We start from the raw sequence: 23,480 nt of genomic DNA, 5'->3' as shown, positions 1-23,480 counted from the left end.
TTCATCACTGGTAGGATCATGCCGAGCAAACCCCGCCTTCTGACGCGCCTCACCATGCTCGTGGTCGTCGTGGGTGTGCTCACGACGGCGGCGCTCTTGTACCTCCATGCGCGCCCCCCGGCCGAGCCCGAGGTCGTGCGCGTCTCAGGCAATATGGAGATCACGGACGCCGAAGTGAGTTTCAAGATTCCCGGGCGCGTCGCGGAACGTCTGGTTTCCGAGGGCGAGGCGGTGCGGCAAGGCCAGGTCGTCGCGCGGCTCGACACGGGTGAGTTGGCCCAGGAGGTCGCCCTGCGGAAGGCCGAAGTCCAAGCGGCGGGAGCGGCGCTGGCGGAATTGGAGGCCGGATCGAGACCCGAGGAAATCGCGCAGGCCGAAGCCGTCACCCGACGGGCCAAAGCCGATCTCGACCGCCTGCGGGCGGACCTTGCGCGCGTGAAGACGCTCTATGAGAAGGACAGTATTTCCGTGCAGGACTTCGACGCGGCCCGAACGGCGGTGGAGATGGCCGAGGCGCGGTATCGGGAGGCGCTCGAGCAGCAGCGGCTCGTCACGAAGGGCCCCCGCAAAGAACGAATCGAACGGGCGCGCGCGCAACTCCAACAGGCCAAGGAGGCGTTGGCGCTTGCCGAGACCCGGTTGGGTTATGCCGCGCTCACGTCGCCCCTCGACGGTCTCGTGCTCTCTCACCATATCGAGCCCGGTGAGTACGTCGCGGCCGGAACGCCGATCGTCACGGTGGGGGATCTCGAGCACATCTGGTTGCGCGCCTATATCAACGAAACCGACCTCGGGCGCGTGAAGGTGGGGCAGGCGGCTCAGGTCAGGATGGATTCCTATCCGGGACGGATCTACCACGGGCGCCTCACCTTCATCGCGTCCCAGGCCGAATTCACGCCGAAAAGCGTTCAGACCGAGAAGGAGCGGGTGAAGCTCGTCTATCGAGTCAAGATCACCGTCGACAATCCCAACATGGATCTGAAGCCGGGGATGCCGGCCGATGCGGAGATCGTCCTCGCGGAGGCAGAAGGCAGTAATTGAGGAAGAGTGATGACTGATGAATGATGAGTGATGAGTAGGGGACCCCCCTGCAGTGATAGGAGCTATAGTCGGAAGTTGTGGAACGGGGTGAGAGAGGTGGCGTACCTTTCCGGGTGAACACGAACCCACACACCGGCTGGCAGGCCGGGGAAAGGCACGCCGATGATGACGATAGTCCGAACGACCACGGGAGCACAAGAGCAGGAGCCGGAGGTGGCCACGGCGCTGGATGCCTTGGCCCGCGAGGGCGCCCGCCGCATGATCCTGGCGGCGTTGGAAGTCGAAGTGGAGGAATACCGGCGGCAGCACCACGAGGCGCGCGACAGCCGCGGCCATGCGTTGGTGGTCCGCAATGGGCAGGCCCAGCCTCGGCGCGTGACGGTGGGCGCGGGGACGGTCACGATTCGAGCGCCGCGGGTGAATGATCAACGCGTGCTGCATGGGACCCGACAAAAGTTCACCAGTGCGATTCTCCCGCCGTACCTGCGTCGCTCGCCGCAGGTCAGCGCGGTCCTGCCGCTGCTCTATCTCCATGGGCTCTCCACCGGGGATTTCCGGGAGGCGCTTCCGGTGCTGCTCGGCGCCGATGCGGCGGGGCTCTCGCCCAGCGCGATCACACGCCTGACGGCGACCTGGCGGACCGACTATGACCAGTGGCGTGAGCGCCCCCTGGCGGATCGCGACTTCATCTATATCTGGGTAGACGGGGTGCATTTCACCATTCGGCTGGAAGATGATCGCTTGGCGGCCTTAGTCGTGGTGGGCGTCCGCCCCGATGGGACGAAAGAGGTGATCGCGATCGAGGACGGCTATCGCGAGAGCACCGAGAGTTGGCTCACCGTGCTGCGAGACCTCAAACGCCGGGGGATGCGGGCCCCCGCGTTGGCCATCGGGGACGGGGCACTGGGGTTCTGGGCCGCCGTGCGCGAGGTCTGGCCCGAGACACGGGAGCAGCGGTGCTGGGTCCATCGCATCGCCAATGTGTTGGACAAGCTCCCCACCCGGCTGCAGCCCCAGGCCAAGCGCGCCTTGCACGACATGATGTATGCGGACACCCGGGCCGCCTGCGAGCAGGCGATCGACCGGTTCGCCCAGGATTATGCGGCGAAGTATCCGAAAGCCGTGAACTCCCTGACCACCGATGTCGCTCGGCTCCTGACCCATTTCGAGTTCCCGGCGGCCCACTGGAAACATATTCGGACGACCAACCCGATTGAATCGACGTTCGCTACGGTGAAGCTCCGGACGCGTGTCACCAAGGGGGCTGGCTCGCGGACCGCGGGCCTGACAATGGCGTTCAAGCTGCTGGAGGCGGCGCAGCAATCGTGGCGCCGGCTCGATGCCCATGAGCTGCTGCCGTTGGTCCGGGCGGGGCGTGTGTTCAAGGATGGGCAGCAAGTCGAGCGAGAGGAAGAACAGTCAGAGAAGAACACAGGAAAGGTCGCCGCCTAATCACCTCAATCCACAACATTTGACAATATCTCCAGTGATAGGGCGAATGATGAGTGGTGCGTAGTGGGAAAGAACCTTGCTCGGTGTGCCCGCTACTGATTGCTTCATTCATCACTCATCATTCATCGCCCATCATTCTCTGGGGAGTGTCTTGACTGCCACTCATCACTCATCGCTCATCATTCTGCATTCATCACCACATGCCTGACGCCATCACGATCGAACGGCTCACGAAGCGTTTCGGCGACGTGGTCGCCCTCGATCACCTAAGCGTCACGGTCGCGTCTGGAGAAATCTTCGGCCTGGTGGGACCGGACGGCGCCGGCAAGACGACCACGATGCGCCTGCTGACCGGGGTGATGGAGCCGACCGGCGGCGAGGCCTGGGTCGGAGGCAAACACGTGGTGCGGGAGGCCGAGGCCGTCAAGGAGGACATCGGCTACATGAGCCAGCGGTTCGGGCTGTATGCGGATCTCACGGTCGAAGAGAACATCCATTTCTACGCCGATCTGTACGGCGTTCCCACGAAAGGCCGCGAGCGGAAGATCCATGAGCTGCTCTCGTTCAGCAACCTCACGCCGTTCAAGAAGCGGCAAGCGGGCCGCTTGTCCGGCGGCATGAAGCAGAAACTGGGGCTGGCCTGCGCGTTGATCCATACCCCGAAGGTCTTGTTCCTGGACGAGCCGACGAACGGGGTGGACCCGGTCTCACGCCGTGACTTTTGGCGGATTCTCTATGCGCTCCTCAAGGAGGGGGTGACCATCTTCGTCTCCACCGCCTACCTGGACGAGGCGGAACGGTGCCACCGCGTGGCGCTGTTGCACCGGGGCCGCCTGCTGGCCTGCGACACACCGGACCGGGTCAAGGCCCTCATGCGGGGCACCATCCTGGAAGTCCGCGTCCCTCGGGCTCGCGAGGCGGCCGCTGTGCTCAAGCGGCGGGTCGCGGCCGAGTCCATCGGGCTCTTCGGGGACCGCATCCATGTGGTGACGATGGATCGGGCGCGGACCGCTCGGGAGGTGCCGGCGGTGCTCCGGGACGCGGGGTTCACGCTCCACGGGCTGCGACCGATCGAGCCGTCTTTGGAGGACGTCTTCGTCTCGGTGCTGACCCGTGAACAGGCCGTCGGCGAGCAGGAACCGAGCCATGCACGCTGATCCTGACGGCTATGCGGTCGAGATCCACGACCTGGAAAAGCGCTTTGGGTCGTTCGTCGCGGTCAATCGCATCAGTCTCCGAGTCAAGCCCGGCGAGATCTTCGGATTTCTGGGTCCGAACGGGGCCGGCAAGTCCACGACCATCCGGATGCTGTGCGGGCTCCTCGCCCCGAGCGGCGGGAGCGGCCGCGTGGCCGGCTTCGATATCCGCACTGAGGCCGAACGGATCAAGTCGCACATCGGGTACATGAGCCAGAAGTTCTCCCTGTACGAAGACCTCACGGTGGAGGAGAACATCGACTTCTACAGCGGGATCTATCGGATTCCCGAGGGCAAGAAAGCGGAGCGGAAAGAATGGGTCATCGGGATGGCCGGGCTGGCTCGGCACCGCGCCTCCAGAACGGCCGTGCTCTCGGGAGGCTGGAAGCAGCGGCTGGCATTGGGCTGCGCCATCCTGCACGAGCCGCCGATCATCTTCCTCGATGAGCCGACCTCCGGGGTGGATCCGATCAGCCGCCGGAGCTTCTGGGATCTGATCTACGAGCTGGCCGGGCGGGGGGTGACCGTGTTCGTCACGACGCACTACATGGAAGAAGCCGAGTACTGCGATCGGTTGGGGCTGATCTACCGGGGGGAGTTGATCGCCTCGGGCACACCGGACGAGTTGAAGACCCGGTACATGCAGGACGACGTGATCGACGTGCTCTGCGAGCAGCCGCAGGACGCCATGCCGCTCCTCGGGACGGTCAAGGGGGTCAAGGAAGCGGCCTTGTTCGGGAAAGGCCTGCACGTGGTGGTCGATCGCGCGGTGGAGGGCGTGATCCCGGCGATCACGGAACGGCTGGTCGAGCACAACCTCGCGGTGGCGCGGGCGGAGCGGATCGTGCCGTCGCTGGAGGATGTCTTCGTCTCGTTGATCGAGGCACGGGACCGGCTGGAGCGGCCCCAAGCGGAGGTCGCCGGGTGAACGCACGGCGGATCCGGGCGGTGGCCCGCAAAGAGGCGATCCATATCATGCGGGACTGGCGCAGCCTGGTCATGGGCATCGCCATCCCCATCCTGCTGTTGATCCTGTTCGGCTACGCGCTGACCCTGGACGTCGACGAGGTGCCGCTCGTCGTCTGGGATCAAAGCGGGACGCAGGCCAGCCGCGACTTCATCAGTCGCTTGGAAGGGTCGCCCTATTTTGCTCTCCGCCGGTTCGTCCAGACCTATGCGGAGGTCGAGCGGGCGATCGACGCCGGCGAGGCCCTGGTGGCCCTGGTCGTTCCGGCGGATTTCGCCATGGACGTCGAATCCGGGCGCGTCGCCCGGGCCCAGGCCATCGTGGACGGCAGCGACTCCAACACGGCGACGATCGTGCTGGGCTATCTGGAAACGGTCGCGCGGACGTACAACCAGGATCTGGCCATCGAGCAGGCCGCGCGCACGAGCCGCCGGACCATAGCGGTTCCGCTCGATCTGCGTCCGCGCGTCTGGTTCAACGCCGACATGGAGTCGAAGAACTACATCATCCCCGGGCTGATCGCGGTGATCATGATGGTGATCGCGGCCATGCTCACCTCGCTGACGGTGGCGCGGGAGTGGGAAACGGGCACGATGGAGCAGGTGATCTCAACGCCGTTGAAGGTCCCTGAGCTGATCCTCGGGAAACTGTTGCCGTACTTCGGCATCGGCATGCTCGACGTCCTGGTCGCCGTCCTCATGGGCGAGTTCGTCTTCCAGGTGCCGCTTCGCGGCAACGTCGCGCTGCTCTTCGGGCTGGCGGCCGTGTTTCTGGCCGGGGCCCTCGCACTCGGCATGCTCATCAGCATCGTCACCAAAGCCCAGTTGTTGGCGAGCCAACTCGCCATGGTGGTCACGTTCCTGCCGGCGTTCCTGCTCTCCGGATTCATGTACGACATCAGCAACATGCCGGCCGTGATCCAGGCGCTCACCCATGTCGTGCCGGCCCGGTATTTCGTGTCGCTGTTGAAGGGGATCTATCTCAAGGGGATCGGGCTGGAGCTGCTGATGATGGAGGCGGGGCTCCTGGCGGTCTTCGGCGTGATCGTGCTCCTGGCCGCGAATCTGGTCTTCAAGAAAAAGATGGCGTGAGCGGACGATGCTCGAACGGATCACGCACATGCTGATCAAGGAATTCATCCAGATCTTTCGCGATCCACGGATGAGGACCGTCATCTTCGTGATGCCGCTGGTGCAGACGCTGGTCTTCGGCTATGCCGTCACCACCGACGTCACGCACATCCCCACCGCCGTCTTCGACCTGGACAACAGCCGGGCCAGCCGCGAGCTGATCGCCCGGTTCACCGGGTCGGGCTACTTCGACGTCGTGGCCTACCTCGATCGGGAGGCCGACGTGCGGGACCTGCTCGACCGCGGCCGAGTCAAAGCGGTGCTGCGGATGAACAAGGGGTTCGGGGACGACCTCCGCGCCGGGCAGACCGCGCCGGTGCAGATCATCGTCGACGGGACCGACTCCAACACGGCCGGCATCGTGCTCGACTATGCCGGGCGGATCGCGGGCCGGTTCAGCGAGACGGTGTTGCAGACGCGGTTCATCCGGGCGACCGGGCAGCCGGCGCCTCCCGCGCGCGTGGTCCTGGAGACGCGGGCGTGGTTCAACGAGAATCTGGAGAGCCGGAACTTCTACGTCCCGGGCGTCATCGTGCTCATCGTCACGCTCGTCACGCTCATGCTCTCGAGCATGGCGGTCGTGCGGGAGAAGGAGATCGGCACCATCGAGCAGATCATGGTGACGCCGATTCGGCAAGCCGAGTTCATCCTCGGCAAGACCCTGCCGTTCGCGCTGATCGGGTTCGCCGACGTCATCCTCGTAGCCCTGATCGCCGCCTACTGGTTCGAGGTCCCGGTTCGGGGCAGCCTCCTCCTCCTGCTGCTCTCCACGGGGCTCTACCTGATGAGCACGCTCGGCATCGGTCTCTTGATCTCGACGATCAGCCGCACCCAACAGCAGGCGATGATGAGCGCGTTCTTCTATTACTTCCCGGCCATGCTCCTCTCCGGCTTCGTCTTCCCCATCGCCAACATGCCGGAGTCCGTCCAATGGCTCACCTATCTCAACCCGCTCCGGTACTTTCTCGTGATCATCCGGGGCATCTTCCTCAAAGGCGTGGGGCCGGCGATCCTGTGGCCGCAGATGCTGGCCCTGCTCCTGCTCGGAGCCGTCACGCTGTGGGTGGCGACGAGGCGGTTTCAGAAGACGCTGGCGTGAGCCGTCACGGGGCCGTGTCGAGCCCGGCTCTCGTCCGGAGGGTCGGTCGCCGCTATCGGCCGTCCAACGGGATGCTGATGCTGATGGCGCCGGCCAAGTCGCCTTCGCGGGCGCCTTCCTTGGGAAACCCCGACACATCGATGGCGCCGGCCGGCTCCCCGTGACAGGCGAGGCAGTGGGCATGGTAGAAGATCGGGGTCATGACGCGAAGCATCCGTCCGTCCTCCACGACCTCTCGGGAGGTCTCGGCGGTCCCGTCGGCCGCTTGGGCGGCCCAGCGGCGAAGCACCGCGGCTTCGTAGGCGTCCGGCGCGTTCTTCGGGTTTCTCGGGCGCAGCGCCGTTTGCTTCAGCCGGACGTGGGAGCGGCTCGAAAAGCGCGCCGCGGTCCGGCTTCCGAACGTCGCCGGGATGAAGTTCTTGTACCCGATGCCGCGCTGATTGATCACGAGCTGCGCTTCATCGACGACCTGCTTGCTGGATTCGAGCAGCCACGGCAGCAACTCCTTGGCCGGGGCCGGCACGGCACCCTTGTCCAGGTGAAACAGATCGAGGCCGGTTCGCCGGAGGAACTCGTCCCGCACCTGGTGCTCGAACACGTCCTCCGTGAATCCCTTGGGACCCTTGTGCGGATCATCGATCAAACCCTCGTTGCGATCCACGACGACCCGGCCCGAATCGAAGAGCACCGCCAACAGGTGCGCCGAACGCTCCGCCTCCTCGATCGAGACGGCGTGGCCGTCGCCCCACACGGTGAGCAGCAGGGCGCAGCTCAGGCCGAGCAGACGACGCCCCCAAGCCCCCCGCCACCCCGCCGCCCATGCGCTCATGATGCGTCCATTCGACATCGGCCCTGGTCATAATGCTGGAGCACCTGCTCGGCTGTAAAGGGGAGGCCTTCCGCGGCGGCCCGGCGCGGGTACGCGTACTCGTCGAGAAGCCACCGCCGGCGCATGGCCTCGAGCCGCCCCGATTGCCAGAGACGGAACAGCACGTCGTCGACGGTCATTCGCAGCCGGTAGGTCTCTTCGGCGAGGACGACCGCATAATGCCCGCGGCTCAAGAGAAGGACGCCGCCGCCCTCGGTCTGCACGAGCCGCCACCCGGGTCGAACCCGGCGGGCCATGAAGTCGAGGATCGGATAGCTTCCCAGGATGACGTCCGGCCGAGGATCGTCGGACTCGAAGGCGGCGGGAAGGGAATCGCAGACGAGAAGCCGGACGCCGCGCAGCGTGGATTCGGCGTACAGATGAGCGGCGGTCCCTTCCTGGACGGCGATCGTGAGCCCGGCGACCCCATCGAGCCGGGCGCCCGTGACGCGGGGAGCTCCGAGGGCGGCCCGCAGGCGCGCGTCTGCCTGCTCCTCGCGGACCAGCGCGCTCAGTCCCCCGTCCATGAAGTACGGAATCGAGTAGGCGAGGCCGGCGCGGGCCGGCGCCGGGAGATTGGCGGTGACCGCCGAGACGAACAGATCGAGCTTGCCTTCGTGCAGCTCGACGAAGAGGTCGCGAAAGCGGACGAGGGACACGACCGGCCGGACCGGGCGATCTCCGCAGGTGCGAGACAGGGCGCCGGCGATCTCTTGGACGAGCTCGACGTCCAAGCCGGTGACCTTCGCGCCTTCATCCGTCCACGTGGCCGGAAACACGAAGGGACGAAACGGCTCCACGGCCATCCCGACCCGCAGCCGGCCGCGGACACAGATCGCATCGACTTCATCGGTGGCAAGGGGCCAGACATAGCGGACGGCGTCGAACACCAAGCCGCACCCTTGGAGCGCCAGGCCCACGATGCAGAGCCAGAGGCCGATCCACCCGCGCGCGGGCCTCAGAATCGCACACCCGTCAAGAACACCCATTGCTGCGCCTCATGTCCTTCGCCGCGGAACTCGACCGCATAGCGGGAATACTGGAGCCCGAGGTCCAGCGCGAGCGCACGGGCCACGGGAAACCGAACGCCGACTTGGCCGCCGTACAAATGCCCCGGTGTCCCGTGCCCCGGCCCCGGCATGATCGCGCCGGCCAGCACGCCGACATAGGGAACCGCCCGGTCTTCCAGGGGCCCGAACAGGATATGGCGAATGACTCTGTTGATCGGCTTTCCTCTTGGAAAATTGAGCAGATCGATGAAATTGTTCCAGCGAGGGTTGAGAAAGACCGCGTGCTGGTCCGTCTTGAATTCCTCGGTATGGACGCTGAAGAACTGATAGATCGCCCGGACCTCGACGTTGCCGGCCCGATACGCCGTCACCCCCGCCTGGATCGTCACCTCCCGATCATTCGGCGCGAACGTCTGCTGCCGCAGCGCGAGGTCAAAATTCAACGGACGGATGGGGAACCATTCCGGGGGAAGATCGTCCGCGCAGGCGGCCGACGTGAGGGCCAGGATCAGGACGGCCACCGAGAGCGGCCGGGAGAGGACGCAGACGCAGCGGAGCGCGAGAGCCGATCCCATGGCGGGCTCAGCCATGTCGCCCCCAAGGATCAACCGTTCCCCTTCTCGGACGAGACGACGCCGCCACAGCAGAGTCCGGAGGCTAGTCACCCTTCTTGAACAATCGCCTGTGAATAATCTTCCGGCTCAGCGTGGTGAGCGCGAAGGAGAGCGCGATCGCGACCGGAACGAACCCCGCGGTCCATGCGGCGGGATGGTGCAGCCATCCGACTTCATGGAGACCCTTGAAGAGGTACCCGCCCAGGCCGCTGAGATAGTAGGCGATGACGATGATCGAGAGCCCTTCGACGGTGTACTGAAGAAGGGCTTGGCTCTTGGTGGTCTGATCCACGCTGGACAACAGCGAGAGATTCTGACTCTCCAGCAGCAGGTCGATCCGGGCGCGGATGATCCCGATGATGCCCTCGAAGCCGTTCCGCAGCGTCTCGATCCGCCTCAGCAGTTGCTGATAGCCCTCGGCCGCTCCAGTCACGCCGCCGACGAGGTAATCCGACAAGAGGGGATGCGGCGGCAGGGCCTCTTCTTGGAGCGATTGCATCGTGCGGTGGACGATCTTGTCATAGGGCACCGCCGCGGACAGCTCATAGTACATCCTTCCCGCGAGCCGATTGACGCTCATCAAGTCATACGTCAAGGCGTTGAGCCATTTCTGCAGCGACAGCGAGGTGGCCGTGCTGATCTGCGCGCTGATCACCTCACGCTGCTTCAAATGGCGTTGCTCGAACGTGTAGACTTCATCGACGGCGACCGCGAATGTCGGCTTCTGCATCAGGATCAAATGGTAGTAGGTCTCGATCTTGACGATCGCATCCACGACCTGCATGAGCCGGGTCGTCGGCGCCTGCAACGATGGCCCGGCGACCAGATACCGTTCACGGCCGTGCTCGTCGGGCGTGAACGTCGTGGTGACGGCGACGGCGTCGCCGAAAATTCGGCTGCCGTAGACGGTGGGCCCGGGCATCAGGCCTCTGACGATCTGGAAGGCGGGCTGCGGCTCGCCGGTGATGAGGATGTCGAGCGCGTTGACGCGCAATCCCAACGGCGACAGCGGAAAGAGATAATTGGGGAGGACGAGCGGGCCGAAGGCCAGCGGCTTGGTGTGATCGGACGGGACATGCCAGACCTGATAGCTGTAGTATTCGGTATGCGCTTCCCAGACGACCACCAGCCGGTCCCCGCCGGCGTCGGTCTTGACGCCGTATCCGAACTTGTCATGGACGACGGCGGCGGTCGGCGGGATGTCGAGACAGGTCAGGAGGTGTTGAAATTCCTCGCGGCTCTTCGGGCGGTCGAGAGGAGGATTCGCCATGCGGTACGCGACGTGATGGACATGGGCGGGCGCTTCCAGCCATTCTTCCACGTTCCTGTGCGGCCGCTCATGCAGGCGGCGCAAAAAGTCTTCCTCATCGGCCCGATGCACGCTCGTCATGGCACGTCCCTTTTCGGATGGTCTGGACCCTTGTACCGTAAGGGTTCACTCGTGTGCAACTGAACGGCGAGAGAACCATGACCGCTCGTCCCCCGGGACCGGTTTCACAGTATCTGGCCGCCGATCACCGGCGGCTCGACGGTCTGCTCATCCGCGCCTTCACGCCGGAAGGGGCCGTCGATCAGGCGGCTTACGATGGCTTCCGCTCGGGCCTGCTCAGGCACATCGGCATGGAAGAAAAGCTCCTCGTGCCCGCGATCCAGCGGACGTCCGGAGAGCCGTATGGTCAGGCGGCAAGGCTTCGTCTGGATCACGGCGCGTTGGCGGCGCTCCTGATGCCGTCCCCGAAGCCCGGGATCGTGACGATGATCCGCACGATTCTTGCCAGCCACAACGAATTGGAAGAAGGGCCCCACGGTCTCTACGAAGCGGCCGATCGGTTGCCTGCCGCCGAGGTGGAAGCGCTCCTTGCCCGCCTGCACGAGGTCCCTGACGTCAACGTCCTGCCCCCTGCCGACACACCCGCCGTGGCCAAGACTGTTCGCCGAGCGCTGGAGCGCGCCGGCTGCTCGGTTCCGCCCGACTTGCTGTAGCGTTCGTCAGCACCCCGCCGGCCGGACTGTAGCAGGATACCCCTGCCTTCCGGCGGCCGGCCGCGTGGGCGGCGTTCCGAATGTGAGGAGTCTCTCGCGTGGTTCCTCCAATCGAGGTATACATGGCACTGGCCTTGCGTTTTGTGATTGGACCCTACATTTCCGCGGGAGGTCGATGATGGGCAAGATCATGGTCGTGGCGACGGCGGTGTGGTGTGTCTGGTGGTCGTTGTGGGTCAATGAAGCCCAGGCGCAACAGGAGGTCCAGCCCGAGCCGCCCGAGCTGCGGTTGAGTCTCCATGACGCCATCGAAGCGGCGCTCAACAACAATCCGACCGTTCGTCTGTTCAAGGAGCGGATTCTCGCCGCGCAGGGCGTGGCGGACACGAGCCGGGGCGCACTCTTGCCGAACCTGTCCGGATTCGTCAACGCGCGCAACCAAACCGTCAACCTCGCCGCCTTCGGTATTCCACCGGACCGCGTGAGACAGTTAGGGGTGCCCGGCTCGGTCACCGAGCCGTTCGATGTCTACGACGCGCGAGCGACATTGGTGCAAAACATCTTCAGCTTGAGTCTCCTCCAGCGCTGGAAGGCGGCACGGGCCGGCTTGGAAGTGGCCGAGCTGGACGCCGAGGTGACCAGACGCGATACGGTGGCGACGGTGGCCTTGTTGTACGTCGAAGCCTTGCGGGCGGACGCGGCCGTGAGCGCGAGCCTGGCGAACCTCGACTTGAACCAGCAACTGCTGAAGCTGGCGCAGGACCGGAAAGCGGTGGGCATCGCCACCGGCATCGACGTCACGCGCGAACAGGTCCAACTGGAAAACGAAAAGCAGCGTCTGCTCGTCGCGGAGAGCGACCGCGACCGGGCGAAGCTCACGCTCTTACGTGCGCTCGGCGTCGGCTTCGACGTCCGGCTGGTGCTTACCGATGAGCTGAAGCTCATGGAGGTTGAGCAGCAGGCGCCCGAGGCAGCGCTCGGCGTCGCCCGAGAGCACCGGGTCGAGCTGAAACTGCAGGCGAAGCGCGAGCGGCTCGCCTCGCTCACGCTCAGCTCGATCACCAGCGAGCGCTTACCGTCCTTGGCGTTCAACGGGGATTACGGGTGGATCGGCCTCAAGCCCGATGAAGCGCTGGCCACGCGCACGGTGGGAGTCACGCTCTCGGTGCCGATCTTCGACGGCGGGCAGCGGGAAGGACGGATTTCGGAGAGCCGCAGCAAGGTTCGGCAGGAATCGATCCGGATGCAAGACGTGTCCGATCAGGTGAGCTTGGAGGTCCGGGATGCGCTGCTCACGCTCGCCTCCACCCGCCGGCAGGTCACCGTCGCGCAAGAGGGCTTGCGGCTCGCCATGAAGGAATTGGAGCTGGCCCGCGATCGGTTCTCTGCGGGCATTGCAAACAATATCGAGGTCACGAACGCCCAGGCCTCGCTCGCGAGGGCGCGGGACAACGTGACCGAGGCACTGTTCCGGTTCAACGCCTCGCGGATCAACCTGGCGCGCGCTCAGGGCCGTCTTGATGCCCTGTATTGAAGCTCGGCCGTGATGCGAGCGTGGCGATGACCGCATGGAACTCGGGTCGGCGGGCACGGGCGCTATCGAGAGCTCTTGACAGCGCTGACGGTGAGGCGCACCGCTTTTACCGGTCTCCCCGTACTCGTTGCCGCAGGCGCTGCTCGGCCCGCGCATACGCCGCGTCGCGCTCGACTTCTCGGGCCCGTACCGCCGCAGTCAGGGACTCGAGACGCCGGCGGATCTCGTCGGCGCCGATGCCTCGGCCGTCCTTCCCATCGGCCGTCCGGCGGCCGGAAGTCCGACCGCCGCACGGCGGGGCACCGCTGTGCCCGGCGCTCTTCTCTGGCTCGGTCAGCCTCGCCCGCCAGCGTTCAAGTCGCAGGTGGTCGGCTTTCTGGCGGCGAGCGAGGCGGTGCAGCTCCAAGGCTTCCAGGACCACCGCCGTGACATCCTGACAGTCGAGCGGCTTCTTCAAGAGATCGTACACTCCGGCCGCGAGCGCCCGTTGAACGATGCCGTTGTCCGGGTCTCCGGTCACGACGATCGATTGGATCTCGGGCTGTCGCCGCTTGGCCGCGGCGACGAGGGTCAACCCATCGACGACGGGCATGTGGAAATCGGTGACGAGGACCGCGTGATCGTGGCTCTCCAGGTGGGTCAGGGCATCCCGCGAGGAGGAAAACACCTCCAGGACCAGCTCGGGATGCGCTCGTATCAGCATCGTCTTGAGGAGCTGGAGGACCAAGTCGTTGTCGTCGACCAGCACGACCCGCCGGCGACCGCGGCAGGGTGGAAGGGGTGGGTTGTCCGGCAGCTCCATCAGTACGGCCCTCGGCGCTAGACGGAGTCGTTCGGCGAGGGCTTGGGCCTGATACTCGACCGTTCGTTCCGTGCGTCCCCCGCCGTCGGGGACCCTTGAGTGGACTCGGGGCGGTCGCAGGACAGGACGAGCAGGAAGCGCGCTTTGGACGACGCCCGCAACTCGAATCCCCGAAGCAGGATCTTCGTCTCACCCGACCCGATGATCCGGCGGGTCCAGAGGCGTTCGTCCTGACGGCGCGGCTGCTGTCGAAATCGCTCCAGGTCCCGGCGAAGGCGATCGAGGACCGGGGAGAGCAAGGTCAGAGCGGGGGTGTCCGCGGGACATCCGTGCGCGATCCGGAGCAGATCCAGGGCTTGCCGATTGGCGTGGAGCAGGGCCAGAGAATCCGAGAGGACGAGAATCCCGCTCTCTCGACACGGGTCGCTCGGTGGCCGGCTCACGCTCTCTCCGCCGTCTTGCAGGAACTCTGCGATGAGGGCGGGTATGCTCCGCATGCGACGCTCCGGGTGAATGCCGGCCCTCTCGAACGCGTGGTCCATGTCATGATCCTTCCGCCACCGCTCCGCCAAATCGACTCGTACTCTACCGGTAGGGCCGGATGGGACAGAACCGGGGGTTGTCCCAGTCCGGGCGCGGGAGTTTACTAGTTGCTTGCGGCCGCCCTCTGTTCTCCCTAGAATCGGCCAGTCAATCGGCTCCGCCTCGAGTGATCACCAGCCGCATGAAGCCAGGACGAAAGAGACGAGCACCGGCCGGCGCCAAGCCATCCCGCAAGCCGGCACCCGACAGCGCGTCCGGTCGAAGCACGGAGGCGAGGTCCGAACGGCGGGACCACACCAAGGGCCCCGCTCAGGGGCTCTGCTCGCACGGCGACACCCGCTTCCACGAGATGGCGGATGCGAGCGCCATGATGATCTGGATGTCGGGGGAGGACAACCGCGGGGTGTTCTTCAACAAGGCGTGGCTGGCGTTCACCGGCCGAACCGCGGAGCAGGAACTGGGCGACGGCTGGGTCGAGGGGCTGCACCCGGACGACCGGGGTCCCTGCCTGGCGCAGTGCACCGAGGCATTCGACGCGCGGCGTCCCTTCACGATGGAGTTCAGGCTCCGGCGGGCCGACGGATGCTATCGGTGGATGTTCGAAATGGCGACGCCGCGATTCGGTCCCGACGGCCGGTGCCTGGGTTTCATCGGGTCGTGCCTCGATATCACCGAGCGGCGCCATGCCGAGGACGCGCTGCGGGAAAGCCAAGAGCGCTATGCGCTCGCCGTGCTCGGGGCGAACGACGGCATCTGGGATTGGAACGTGCTGACCGGGGAGACCTACCTGTCGCCCCGATGGAAGGAGCTGCTGGGCTACGACGAGGGGGACGGCCCGCCGGACCGGGCCGACACGTTTTTCTCGCGGCTCCATCCGGACGATGCCGACCGGGTGCAGGAGGCGTTGGCTCGACACCTGGCCGACCGATCCACGTACGCGATCGAGCATCGGCTGAGAACCAAGGGAGGCGAGTATCGCTGGTTTCTCTCGCGCGGGCAGGCGCTGTGGAACGCCGAGGGGCGGCCGCTCCGCATGGCGGGCGCGCTGAGCGACATCACCGCACGCAAGCAGGTCGAAGAGGCGCTGCGGGCCAGAGAACACGAGCTGCGGGTGCTTGCGGACAACGTCCCGGCCTTCTTCTCCTACGTGGACCGGAGTCACCGGTATCGATTCGTCAACAAGCAATACGAGCAGTTCTTCGGACGTCCGGCGGCCGACATCGTCGGACAACGCGTGGTGGATGTGGTCGGCGACGTGAACTTCGCGACGGTCGCCCCGCATTTGGAGCGCGCGCTCGCCGGGATCGGCGTCTCCTTCGAGTACCCGATGCAGATGGACCCCGACGCCGAGCGCTGGATGCAGGTGAACTACGTGCCGGACCGGGACGATCGCGGCGAGGTCAAGGGGTGCTTCGTGCTCGTCGTGGACGTCACCTCGCTGAAAGAGGCCGAGAGGGCCCTCCGCCGCGCCGAAGAGTTCACGCGGGGGGTGCTGAACTCATTGGACGCGCACATCTGCGTGCTGGACGGCACGGGGACGACGATCGCCACCAACGAGGCCTGGAAGAAATTCGCCGGCCGGGACGAGGCGCCGCTGCTCCAGCGCCTCGCCGTGGGGCAGAGCTACTTCGACGTCGCCAGACGGGCGATCGCCGCGGGCGACGCCGACGCGGAGGGGATCTTGGCCGGCGTCGAGTCCGTCCTGTCCGGTGAACGCAGCAGCTTCTCGGCCGAGTATCCCTGCCATGCGGCCGAAGAAGCGCGCTGGTTCTTGATGCAGGTCAGCCCGCTCATGGGCGCGCGGGGCGTCGTCATCTCGATCATCAACATCATCGAGCGCAAACGCATGGAGTTGGCGCTGGAGCAAAGCCAGTCGGCGCTCAAGGACAAGCGGGATGAGCTCGAAGTCTTGACGGGCAAGCTCATCACCGCGCAAGAAGAAGAGCGGCGGCGGATCGCCCGCGAGCTCCACGACGACTTCAATCAGCGGTTGGCGGCGTTGGCGGTCGGGATGGAGACGTTGGAGCGGAATCGGCGACTGCCGCGCAGCGGGATCGGAGCCGAGCTGCGCGGGCTTCGCGAACAGTTGGGCGCCTTGTCGGACGACCTCCATGATCTGGCCTACAAACTGCACCCCTCGCTGCTGGAACACGCCGGGCTGGAAGCCGCCGTCCGCGATCACGTGGGCGAGTTCAGCCGGCGGACCACGATCCCGGTGGCCTTCGTCGCGCGCGAGGTCCCAAGCCACGTGCCGCTCGAGATCGCCACCTGCCTGTTCCGGCTGGTCCAGGAAAGCCTGCAGAACGTGTTCAAGCATGCCCGGGCGACCCGTGCGGAGGTCCACTTGACCGGCTCGCCGTCGGGGATCGCCCTGTGGGTGGCCGACGACGGAGGCGGCTTCGCGCTGGCGGACAAGCGGGCGAAGCACAAGGGCCTGGGCCTGCTGAGCATGGAGGAGCGCGTGCGGCTGCTGAAGGGCCTCTATCGCATGGAGTCCTCGCCGACGAAAGGCACGCGCCTGGCCGCCTGGATCCCCTGGCGGGAGCCCCCGGCATGAAAAAGGTCCGCGTGCTCCTGGCCGACGACCATTCCTTGATGCTCGCCGGCCTCCAGCGCCTGCTCGAGAGCGAGGCCGCCGGAGAGTGCCGCTGCGAGGTGGTCGGGACGATCGAAGACGGCCGCGCGCTCGTGGACGCGGCGCAGCGCCTTCGTCCGGACATTATCCTGCTCGACATTTCGATGCCGCTGCTGAACGGCCTCGACGCCGCCCATCAGATCCGGAAACTGGTCCCCGAGAGCAAGCTCATCTTCGTCACCATGCATGCCAGTCCCTCGTATGCGACCGAAGCGTTCAAGGCCGGGGCGAGCGGCTACCTGCTCAAGCGATCCGCGGCGGCGGAGCTGACCCAAGCCATTCAGGCCGTGCTCAAAGGCCAGCATTACATCACCCCGCTGATCACCAAGGACGTCCTGGAGTCGATCCTGCAGCCGCCGGAGCGCCCGCGTTTGCGCCCGACGCTCGCGAGCCTCACGCCGCGGCAACGGGAGGTCCTTCAGCTCGTCGCCGAGGGCAAAGGGACCAAGGACATCGCCCGGCTGCTCAGCATCTCGATCAAGACGGTCGAATTCCACAAGGCGCGCATCATGGATCTGCTGGACCTGCACTCGACGGCCGAGTTGATCAAGTACGCCATTGCAGAAGGGCTGGTCAGCCCCTGAGCCCCGACAGCTCGTGGTCCCTGTGCGCCAGGACGGAGCCCGGGCTGTCAGCCGAAGTACGACCGTTCGACGACCGAACGCCCCCTCACGCGGCTCCGGGGACCTTGGTACAGTGCTCGGAGCGGCCGAGGACCCGTGACAGCACGAGGAGGACGTATGAAGCCCGTGGACGGACTGGCAACGGGGCGCGCGGGAGGCGCCCGGATCGAGGCTCGCAAGGACCTGGAGGCGATGGAGCGGTACCGCCGGGCCGTGAATTACTTGGCGGCGGCGCAAATCTATCTTCGGGCCAACCCCTTGCTCGAAGCGCCCCTCGAGCCCGCACACATCAAGGATCGGCTGCTCGGTCATTGGGGCACCGCCCCGGGCATCAACCTGATCTATCTGCACCTCAACCGCCTGATCCTTCGGACCGGCGCGGGCATCCTGCTCATCACGGGCCCCGGCCACGGCGCCGCCGCGAACCTGGCCAATATGTACCTGGAGGGCACGCTGACCGAGTTCTTTCCCGCGTTGACCCAGGACCGGGAAGGACTCGAGCGTTTCGTGACGTGGTTTTCGTGGCCCGACGCGTTCCCCAGCCACTTGAGCCCCATGTACCCGGGCGTCATCCATGAAGGGGGCGAGCTGGGCTACGCGCTGGCGACCGCGTTCGGCGCGGCGTTCGACAATCCCGACCTGATCGTCGCCTGCATCGTCGGCGACGGCGAGGCGGAAACCGGGCCGACGGCGGGCGCCTGGCACAGCAACAAATTTCTGAATCCGCACACCGACGGCGCCGTGCTGCCGCTCCTGCATCTGAACAGCTTCAAGATCGCGAACCCGACGATCTTCGGCTCCATGAACGACGGCGAATTGACCAACCTGTTCGAAGGATACGGGTACGGAGTCCGCATCGTCTCCTTCTCGGAGCACATCGACGAGGACATGGACGCCGCGATGCAGTGGGCGTACGAGGAGATCCGCGGTTTGCAGCGGAGCGCGCGGGCCGGCTCGCCGCCCGCGCGCCCGCGGTGGCCGATGCTCATCGTCCGCACGCCCAAGGGCTGGACGGGACCCGGCCGGCTGGACGGCACGCGGATCGAGGGGACGTTCCACTCGCATCAGGTGCCGGCCAAGGATGCGAAAGAAAACCCCGCGCACTTGAACGTCGTCGAGGAGTGGCTGCGGTCGTATCGGCCCTGGGAGCTGTTCGATCGCGACGGGCGCCCGGCCGAGGATATCCGGGCCCTGTGTCCGGCCGGCGAGCAGCGGATGGCCATGAATCCGCATGCGTTGGGCGGCAGGATGCGGCGGCCGCTCCGTCTTCCCGACGTGGCGGACCACGCCGTCGAGGTCACGGCGCGCGGGCGGCCCTTGGTCGGCAACGTCGGACAGCTCGGGCGGTATCTCCGGGACGTCGTCCGCCTCAACGAAGCGGCGCGGAACTTTCGGATCGTCTGCCCCGACGAGCTGGAATCCAATCGCTTGGGCGCGGTGCTCGAGGCCACGGATCGGCAGTACGTCTGGCCGCTCCCGGACGGGACGGAACAGACGAGCCGGGACGGGCGCGTCCTCGAAGTGCTCAGCGAGCACAACTGCCAGGGGTGGCTGCAAGGCTACCTGCTCACGGGGCGGCACGGCGTCTTCCCGTGCTACGAAGCCTTTCTCCACATCGTCGACGGGATGATGAACCAATATGCGAAGTTCTTGAAGTCCTCCCTGGAGGTGTCCTGGCGGCTGCCGATCTCGTCGTTGAACTACCTGCTCACTTCCGAAGCCTGGCGGCAGGAGCACAACGGGTATTCGCATCAGGGGCCGGGATTCATCAACAATCTGCTGACGAAGAAGGGCCACATCTACCGGATCTATCTGCCGCCCGACGCCAACTCGCTCCTGGTCACGATGGAGCATTGCTTCCAGGTGACGAACTTCATCAATCTCGTGATCGCGGGGAAGCAGCCGATGCCGCAGTGGCTGACCTTGGACGAGGCGCGCGAGCACTGCCGGGTCGGCGCGTCGATCTGGCGGTGGGCCAGCACGCACGACGGAGAAGACCCGGAGATCCTCTTCGCGTGCTCGGGAGACAATCTCACACTGGAGGTGCTGGCCGCGGCGTCGATCTTGAGAGAGGAGGCCCCCGAGTGGAGAGTCCGGGTCGTGAACGTGACCGACCTGCTCGTGCTCGGGATCCCCCAGAAGTACCCGCATGGCCTGGAAGAAGGACGGTTCCAGCGGCTGTTTCCGTTGGATTGCCCGGTCGTGTACAACTTCCACGGCTATACCGCGGCGATCAAGCAATTGCTCTGGGAACGGCCGCACAACGAACGTTTCGATCTGAACGGCTACCGGGAAGAGGGGACCACGACCACACCGTTCGATATGCAGGTCCGGAACCGGACGAGCCGCTACCATCTCGTCATCCAAGCCGCTCAGAAGATCGCCGCACACAGCCCGCACCGGGCGGCGCACGCCGAAAGCCTCGTCGTGCGGTATGAACGCAAGTTGGCCGACCATCGCGTCTACATTCAGCAACACGGCATCGATCCACCGGAGATCACCGACTGGCAGTGGCGGGAGGCGTGAAGAGAGTGCTGAGTGATGAGTGACGAGTGATGAATGGGGGAGAAGAGGGTTAGGTTGGCCATCCCGAGTCTCATCTTTCACACCTCACCCTCAACCTTAACCTTAACCTGCGGCCGTCCTCGTGGCCGCGACGACTGAAAAATCAGCCGGCCTCGCCGCTCTGCCCCGGAACGTCTGGGCGGCGGGGGCGGCCAGCTTCTTCATGGACATCTCGAGTGAGATGATCCTGAACGTCCTGCCGCTCTTTCTCGCCAACGTGCTGGGAGTCAAGACCGCGGTCATCGGCCTCATCGAAGGGGTGGCGGAGGCGACCGCGAGCCTGTTGAAGGTCGTCTCCGGCCAGCTCTCGGACCGCTGGCGGACCCGCAAGTGGCCGGCGGTCGCCGGCTATGCCTTGTCGGCGTTCTCCAAGCCCGGCTTCTACTTCGCGAGCAGTTGGGGGCTCGTCGCCGGCGTCCGGTGGATCGACCGGCTCGGTAAAGGCATCCGGACGGCGCCCCGCGACGCGCTCGTCGCCGCATCGGTGGCGGCCGAGCAGCGCGGCCTGGCCTTCGGGTTTCAGCGCGCGGCGGATACGGCGGGCGCGACGACCGGCGTGCTCGTCGCGCTCGGCCTCGTCTGGTGGGCGCAGGCGACTCAGGTCGAGCTGGGCGAGCCGGCGTTTCGCCTCTTGGTGGTCATGAGCCTCGTTCCCGCCGCCCTGGCAGTCGCCGTGCTCGCCTGGGGCGCGCGCGACGTCCCGGCCGCAGGTGGGGAGAGTTCCTTGCATCTGGGGTTCCGCGGGCTCGGCCGGCCGTTCACCCTGTTCATGCTCATCGTCGGCGTCTTCGAGCTCGGCAATTCGTCCGACGCCTTCCTGGTCCTCCGCGCACAAGAGCGCGGGGTCAGCGTCGTCGGCATCTTGGCCCTCCTGGCCATGTTCAACCTCGTCTATGCCCTCGTCGCGACGCCGGCGGGCCACCTTTCGGATCGGCTGGGCCGGCGCCGTATGATCCTCGCCGGATGGCTGCTCTATGCCGCCGTCTATGCGGGGTTCGCGGTCATCGAGGATCCGGGACACGTCTGGGTGCTGTATCTCCTCTACGGCGCCTACTATGGGCTGACCTACGGCACCGCCAAGGCCCTGATCGCCGACCTCGTTCCCGAGCCGCTGCGGGGAACGGCCTATGGCACCCATAGCGCGGTCGTCGGCATCCTCGATCTCCCGGCCTCGGTCATCGCCGGAGTGCTCTGGCAAGGGGTCGGGACCTGGCCGGGCTTCGGCCCGTCGGCGCCGTTCGTCTTCGGCGCTGGGATGGCCCTGCTCGCGGCCGGTCTACTGGCGCTCCAGTTTCCGCCGGCCGGGAATCACGCAGCTAGGCATGCGATCCCCTCGGGTGTAGCATCCCGCACCACTCATCTCCGCTGAAGAAGCCGCGATGGGGCACGATTCCCCAGTGCCGGGCCGATCCACCCGGATTCCACGGCCTTGTGGCCTTGGGTAGCCGGGCCCAGGGCTTGCACAATCTGGTCATGCCATGCCCGATCAGCCGCTCGTCGCCTACTTCTCCATGGAGATCGGTTTGGAGCCCTCCATGCCGACCTATGCCGGCGGGCTCGGCATCCTTGCGGGCGACACCATTCGCTCCGCCGCCGATCTCGAAGTGCCCATGGTGGCGGTCACGCTCCTGCACCGGCACGGATACTTTTATCAACGGCTCGACGAGCAGGGGCGGCAGCGGGAGGAGCCGGTCGCCTGGACCGTGGAAGACTTCGTGGAGCCGGTGGAGACGGTTGCGACGGTCGAGCTCGAAGGCCGCCGGGTGCGGATCCGGGCCTGGCGGTATCGCGTCGTCGGCGTCTCGGGCTTTCACGTTCCGGTCCTTCTCTTGGATACCGATATGCCGGACAATTCGCCGGCGGACCGGCGTTTGACGGACGAGCTGTACGGCGGAGAGGCCTACGAGCGGCTCTGCCAGGAAGTCCTTCTCGGCATCGGCGGGATTCGGATGCTCCGCGCGCTCGGCTACGAACGGGTGCCGAGGTATCACATGAACGAAGGGCATGCGGCCCTGCTCGTCCTCGCGCGGCTCGACGAAGAGCTGTCCAACGGCGCCACGGTCCCCGCGGCCCTCGAACGGGTGCGCGAGTCGTGCGTGTTCACCACCCACACGCCGGTTCCCGCCGGGCATGACCAGTTCGGCGCCGACATGGCGAGGCGGGTGCTGGGGGAGACGCTCTGGAACCGACTGAAGGCGTGCGGGCAGGATACGGGGTTGAACATGACGGACCTGGCGCTTCGCGCCTCGCGCTATATCAACGGCGTGGCGATGAAGCACGGCGAAGTCTCGCAAACCCTCTTCCCGGGCTACCCCATCCATTCCATCACGAACGGCATCCACGCGGTCACATGGGCGGCCCCTTCGTTCCATGCGCTCTATGATCGCTATCTCCCGGACTGGCGGCGGGATCAACTGTCGCTGCGCTACGCGATCAGCATTCCCGACGAGCCCATCTGGGAGGCGCACCTGGCCGCGAAACGGATGCTGGTCGATACCGTCAATCACGAGGCGAACGCCGGTTTCGATTGGAAGGTGCTCACGATCGGGTTCGCCCGCCGTGCGACCGCGTACAAGCGCGCCACCTTGATCTTCCGCGACCTCGACCGGCTGAACGATCTCGCCCAGCGGGTGGGGCCGTTTCAGCTCGTCTTTGCGGGCAAGGCGCACCCGCGAGACCGCGAGGGAAAGGAATTGATCCAAGAGGTGTTCCGGGTCCGAGACGCCCTCCGTGGCCGCATCGCGATCGCGTACCTCGGCAATTACGACATGGCGCTCGGGCGCCTCCTGTGCTCCGGCGTCGATGTGTGGCTGAACACGCCGTTGCCGCCCCTCGAAGCGTCCGGCACCAGCGGGATGAAGGCGGCCGTCAATGGAGTGCCGAGCTTGAGCATCCTCGACGGATGGTGGGTGGAGGGACACATCGAAGGCGTCACCGGCTGGTCGATCGGTGATCGCGTCGAAGCCTGCCTGGAGCCGAAGGCGGGGATGGACGCCTGCCACGCCGAGGCCCTGTATCACAAGCTCGGCGAGACCGTGATCCCATGCTTCTACAAGGATCGCGCGCGCTACATCGACATCATGCGGCACGCCATGGCGTTGAACGGCAGCTTCTTCAACACCCAGCGCATGGTCGCGCAGTACGTGCACAACGCCTATCGCATGGTCGGAGCCTACTTACAAGACTCCGTCCGCCGTGCCGTGCCTGCGGGGTGACACGACGGCTGTTTCGGTCCGTAGCCTCTCCTGCCGACGTGCTTGCTTTCGAGGACGCGAACGGTAGAGCCCGAGGCGCAGTCCCGACAGGCCTCACGCCACGGGCCTCTTTCCGCAACTGGACGATCAGGCGGTGCGCTGTGTTGGCATCGAGAATGCAGACGAGAAGGTAGGACGGAATCACATGGATCTCACCTTCCAGC

The 23,480-nt window shown here is 65.9% G+C and carries 19 protein-coding genes; 13 read left to right on the top strand and 6 right to left on the bottom strand.

Annotated elements, in window-relative coordinates:
- Positions 1-18 precede the first annotated feature (18 nt).
- From ACWHYV_RS13195 to ACWHYV_RS13170, 6 genes are all read left to right on the top strand, one after another.
- Positions 19-1,041 (top strand): HlyD family secretion protein, encoded by a 1,023-nt coding sequence (locus tag ACWHYV_RS13195; protein WP_447976955.1) that lies wholly within the window; start codon positions 19-21, stop codon positions 1,039-1,041.
- A 162-nt stretch (positions 1,042-1,203) separates the two neighbouring features.
- Complete coding sequence (locus ACWHYV_RS13190) at positions 1,204-2,493, top strand: IS256 family transposase (RefSeq protein WP_447976757.1); 1,290 nt, start codon at positions 1,204-1,206, stop codon at positions 2,491-2,493.
- A 200-nt stretch (positions 2,494-2,693) separates the two neighbouring features.
- A complete protein-coding gene (locus tag ACWHYV_RS13185) occupies positions 2,694-3,650 on the top strand; it encodes an ATP-binding cassette domain-containing protein (protein ID WP_447976954.1) in 957 nt (318 codons plus the stop codon).
- Positions 3,640-4,617 carry an ATP-binding cassette domain-containing protein gene (locus ACWHYV_RS13180; RefSeq protein WP_447976953.1) on the top strand — a complete coding sequence of 326 codons (978 nt, stop codon included), beginning with the start codon at positions 3,640-3,642 and terminating at the stop codon, positions 4,615-4,617. Before ACWHYV_RS13185 ends, ACWHYV_RS13180 begins: the two co-directional genes overlap by 11 nt.
- Positions 4,614-5,747: an ABC transporter permease gene (locus ACWHYV_RS13175; protein WP_447976952.1), complete on the top strand. Its 1,134-nt coding sequence runs from the start codon at positions 4,614-4,616 to the stop codon at positions 5,745-5,747. The genes ACWHYV_RS13180 and ACWHYV_RS13175 overlap by 4 nt, the downstream gene beginning before the upstream one ends.
- A gap of 7 nt (positions 5,748-5,754) precedes the next feature.
- Positions 5,755-6,885: an ABC transporter permease gene (locus ACWHYV_RS13170; protein WP_447976951.1), complete on the top strand. Its 1,131-nt coding sequence runs from the start codon at positions 5,755-5,757 to the stop codon at positions 6,883-6,885.
- A gap of 52 nt (positions 6,886-6,937) precedes the next feature.
- Here the strand turns inward: ACWHYV_RS13170 and ACWHYV_RS13165 are convergent, their stop codons facing one another.
- The 4 genes from ACWHYV_RS13165 to ACWHYV_RS13150 form a co-directional block, all read right to left on the bottom strand.
- Positions 6,938-7,714, bottom strand: coding sequence for a Tll0287-like domain-containing protein (locus ACWHYV_RS13165; protein ID WP_447976950.1), 777 nt, complete (start codon positions 7,712-7,714; stop codon positions 6,938-6,940).
- The gene (locus ACWHYV_RS13160) at positions 7,711-8,742 is read right to left on the bottom strand and encodes a substrate-binding periplasmic protein (RefSeq protein WP_447976949.1); all 1,032 of its coding nucleotides are present in this window, start codon (positions 8,740-8,742) and stop codon (positions 7,711-7,713) included. Before ACWHYV_RS13160 ends, ACWHYV_RS13165 begins: the two co-directional genes overlap by 4 nt.
- A complete protein-coding gene (locus ACWHYV_RS13155) occupies positions 8,712-9,353 on the bottom strand; it encodes a hypothetical protein (RefSeq protein ID WP_447976948.1) in 642 nt (213 codons plus the stop codon). The genes ACWHYV_RS13160 and ACWHYV_RS13155 overlap by 31 nt, the downstream gene beginning before the upstream one ends.
- A 67-nt stretch (positions 9,354-9,420) precedes the next feature.
- Positions 9,421-10,767 (bottom strand): DUF3422 family protein, encoded by a 1,347-nt coding sequence (locus ACWHYV_RS13150; RefSeq protein ID WP_447976947.1) that lies wholly within the window; start codon positions 10,765-10,767, stop codon positions 9,421-9,423.
- Between the two features lie 77 nt (positions 10,768-10,844).
- Between ACWHYV_RS13150 and ACWHYV_RS13145 the strand changes: the two genes are divergently transcribed.
- Together ACWHYV_RS13145 and ACWHYV_RS13140 are read left to right on the top strand one after the other, a co-directional pair.
- Complete coding sequence (locus ACWHYV_RS13145; RefSeq protein WP_447976946.1) at positions 10,845-11,360, top strand: hemerythrin domain-containing protein; 516 nt, start codon at positions 10,845-10,847, stop codon at positions 11,358-11,360.
- 175 nt (positions 11,361-11,535) lie between these two features.
- Positions 11,536-12,894: a TolC family protein gene (locus ACWHYV_RS13140; RefSeq protein ID WP_447976945.1), complete on the top strand. Its 1,359-nt coding sequence runs from the start codon at positions 11,536-11,538 to the stop codon at positions 12,892-12,894.
- Between the two features lie 106 nt (positions 12,895-13,000).
- Here ACWHYV_RS13140 and ACWHYV_RS13135 read toward each other — a convergent pair whose 3' ends face one another.
- Complete coding sequence (locus ACWHYV_RS13135) at positions 13,001-13,696, bottom strand: response regulator transcription factor (RefSeq protein ID WP_447976944.1); 696 nt, start codon at positions 13,694-13,696, stop codon at positions 13,001-13,003.
- Between the two features lie 17 nt (positions 13,697-13,713).
- On the bottom strand, positions 13,714-14,238 hold the full coding sequence (locus ACWHYV_RS13130) for a hypothetical protein (protein WP_447976943.1): 525 nt from the start codon (positions 14,236-14,238) through the stop codon (positions 13,714-13,716).
- A 182-nt stretch (positions 14,239-14,420) separates the two neighbouring features.
- Between ACWHYV_RS13130 and ACWHYV_RS13125 the strand changes: the two genes are divergently transcribed.
- The 5 genes from ACWHYV_RS13125 to glgP all read left to right on the top strand — a co-directional run bounded on the left by ACWHYV_RS13125 (position 14,421) and on the right by glgP (position 23,277).
- Positions 14,421-16,796, top strand: coding sequence for a PAS domain-containing sensor histidine kinase (locus tag ACWHYV_RS13125; RefSeq protein ID WP_447976942.1), 2,376 nt, complete (start codon positions 14,421-14,423; stop codon positions 16,794-16,796).
- The gene (locus ACWHYV_RS13120) at positions 16,793-17,458 is read left to right on the top strand and encodes a response regulator (protein ID WP_447976941.1); all 666 of its coding nucleotides are present in this window, start codon (positions 16,793-16,795) and stop codon (positions 17,456-17,458) included. The genes ACWHYV_RS13125 and ACWHYV_RS13120 overlap by 4 nt, the downstream gene beginning before the upstream one ends.
- Positions 17,459-17,614: 156 nt before the next feature.
- Positions 17,615-20,023 carry a phosphoketolase family protein gene (locus ACWHYV_RS13115; RefSeq protein ID WP_447976940.1) on the top strand — a complete coding sequence of 803 codons (2,409 nt, stop codon included), beginning with the start codon at positions 17,615-17,617 and terminating at the stop codon, positions 20,021-20,023.
- Positions 20,024-20,144: 121 nt separating this feature from the next.
- Entirely contained in the window at positions 20,145-21,431 is a 1,287-nt protein-coding gene (locus tag ACWHYV_RS13110; RefSeq protein ID WP_447976939.1) for an MFS transporter, read from the top strand.
- A 109-nt stretch (positions 21,432-21,540) separates the two neighbouring features.
- Complete coding sequence (glgP, locus tag ACWHYV_RS13105) at positions 21,541-23,277, top strand: alpha-glucan family phosphorylase (RefSeq protein WP_447976938.1); 1,737 nt, start codon at positions 21,541-21,543, stop codon at positions 23,275-23,277.
- Positions 23,278-23,480 lie beyond the last annotated feature (203 nt).

It is taken from the genome of Candidatus Nitrospira bockiana, assembly GCF_965152565.1.
The sequence above is the reverse complement of the archived record's forward strand: the minus strand, read 5'-3'. Positions and strand labels throughout refer to the sequence as shown.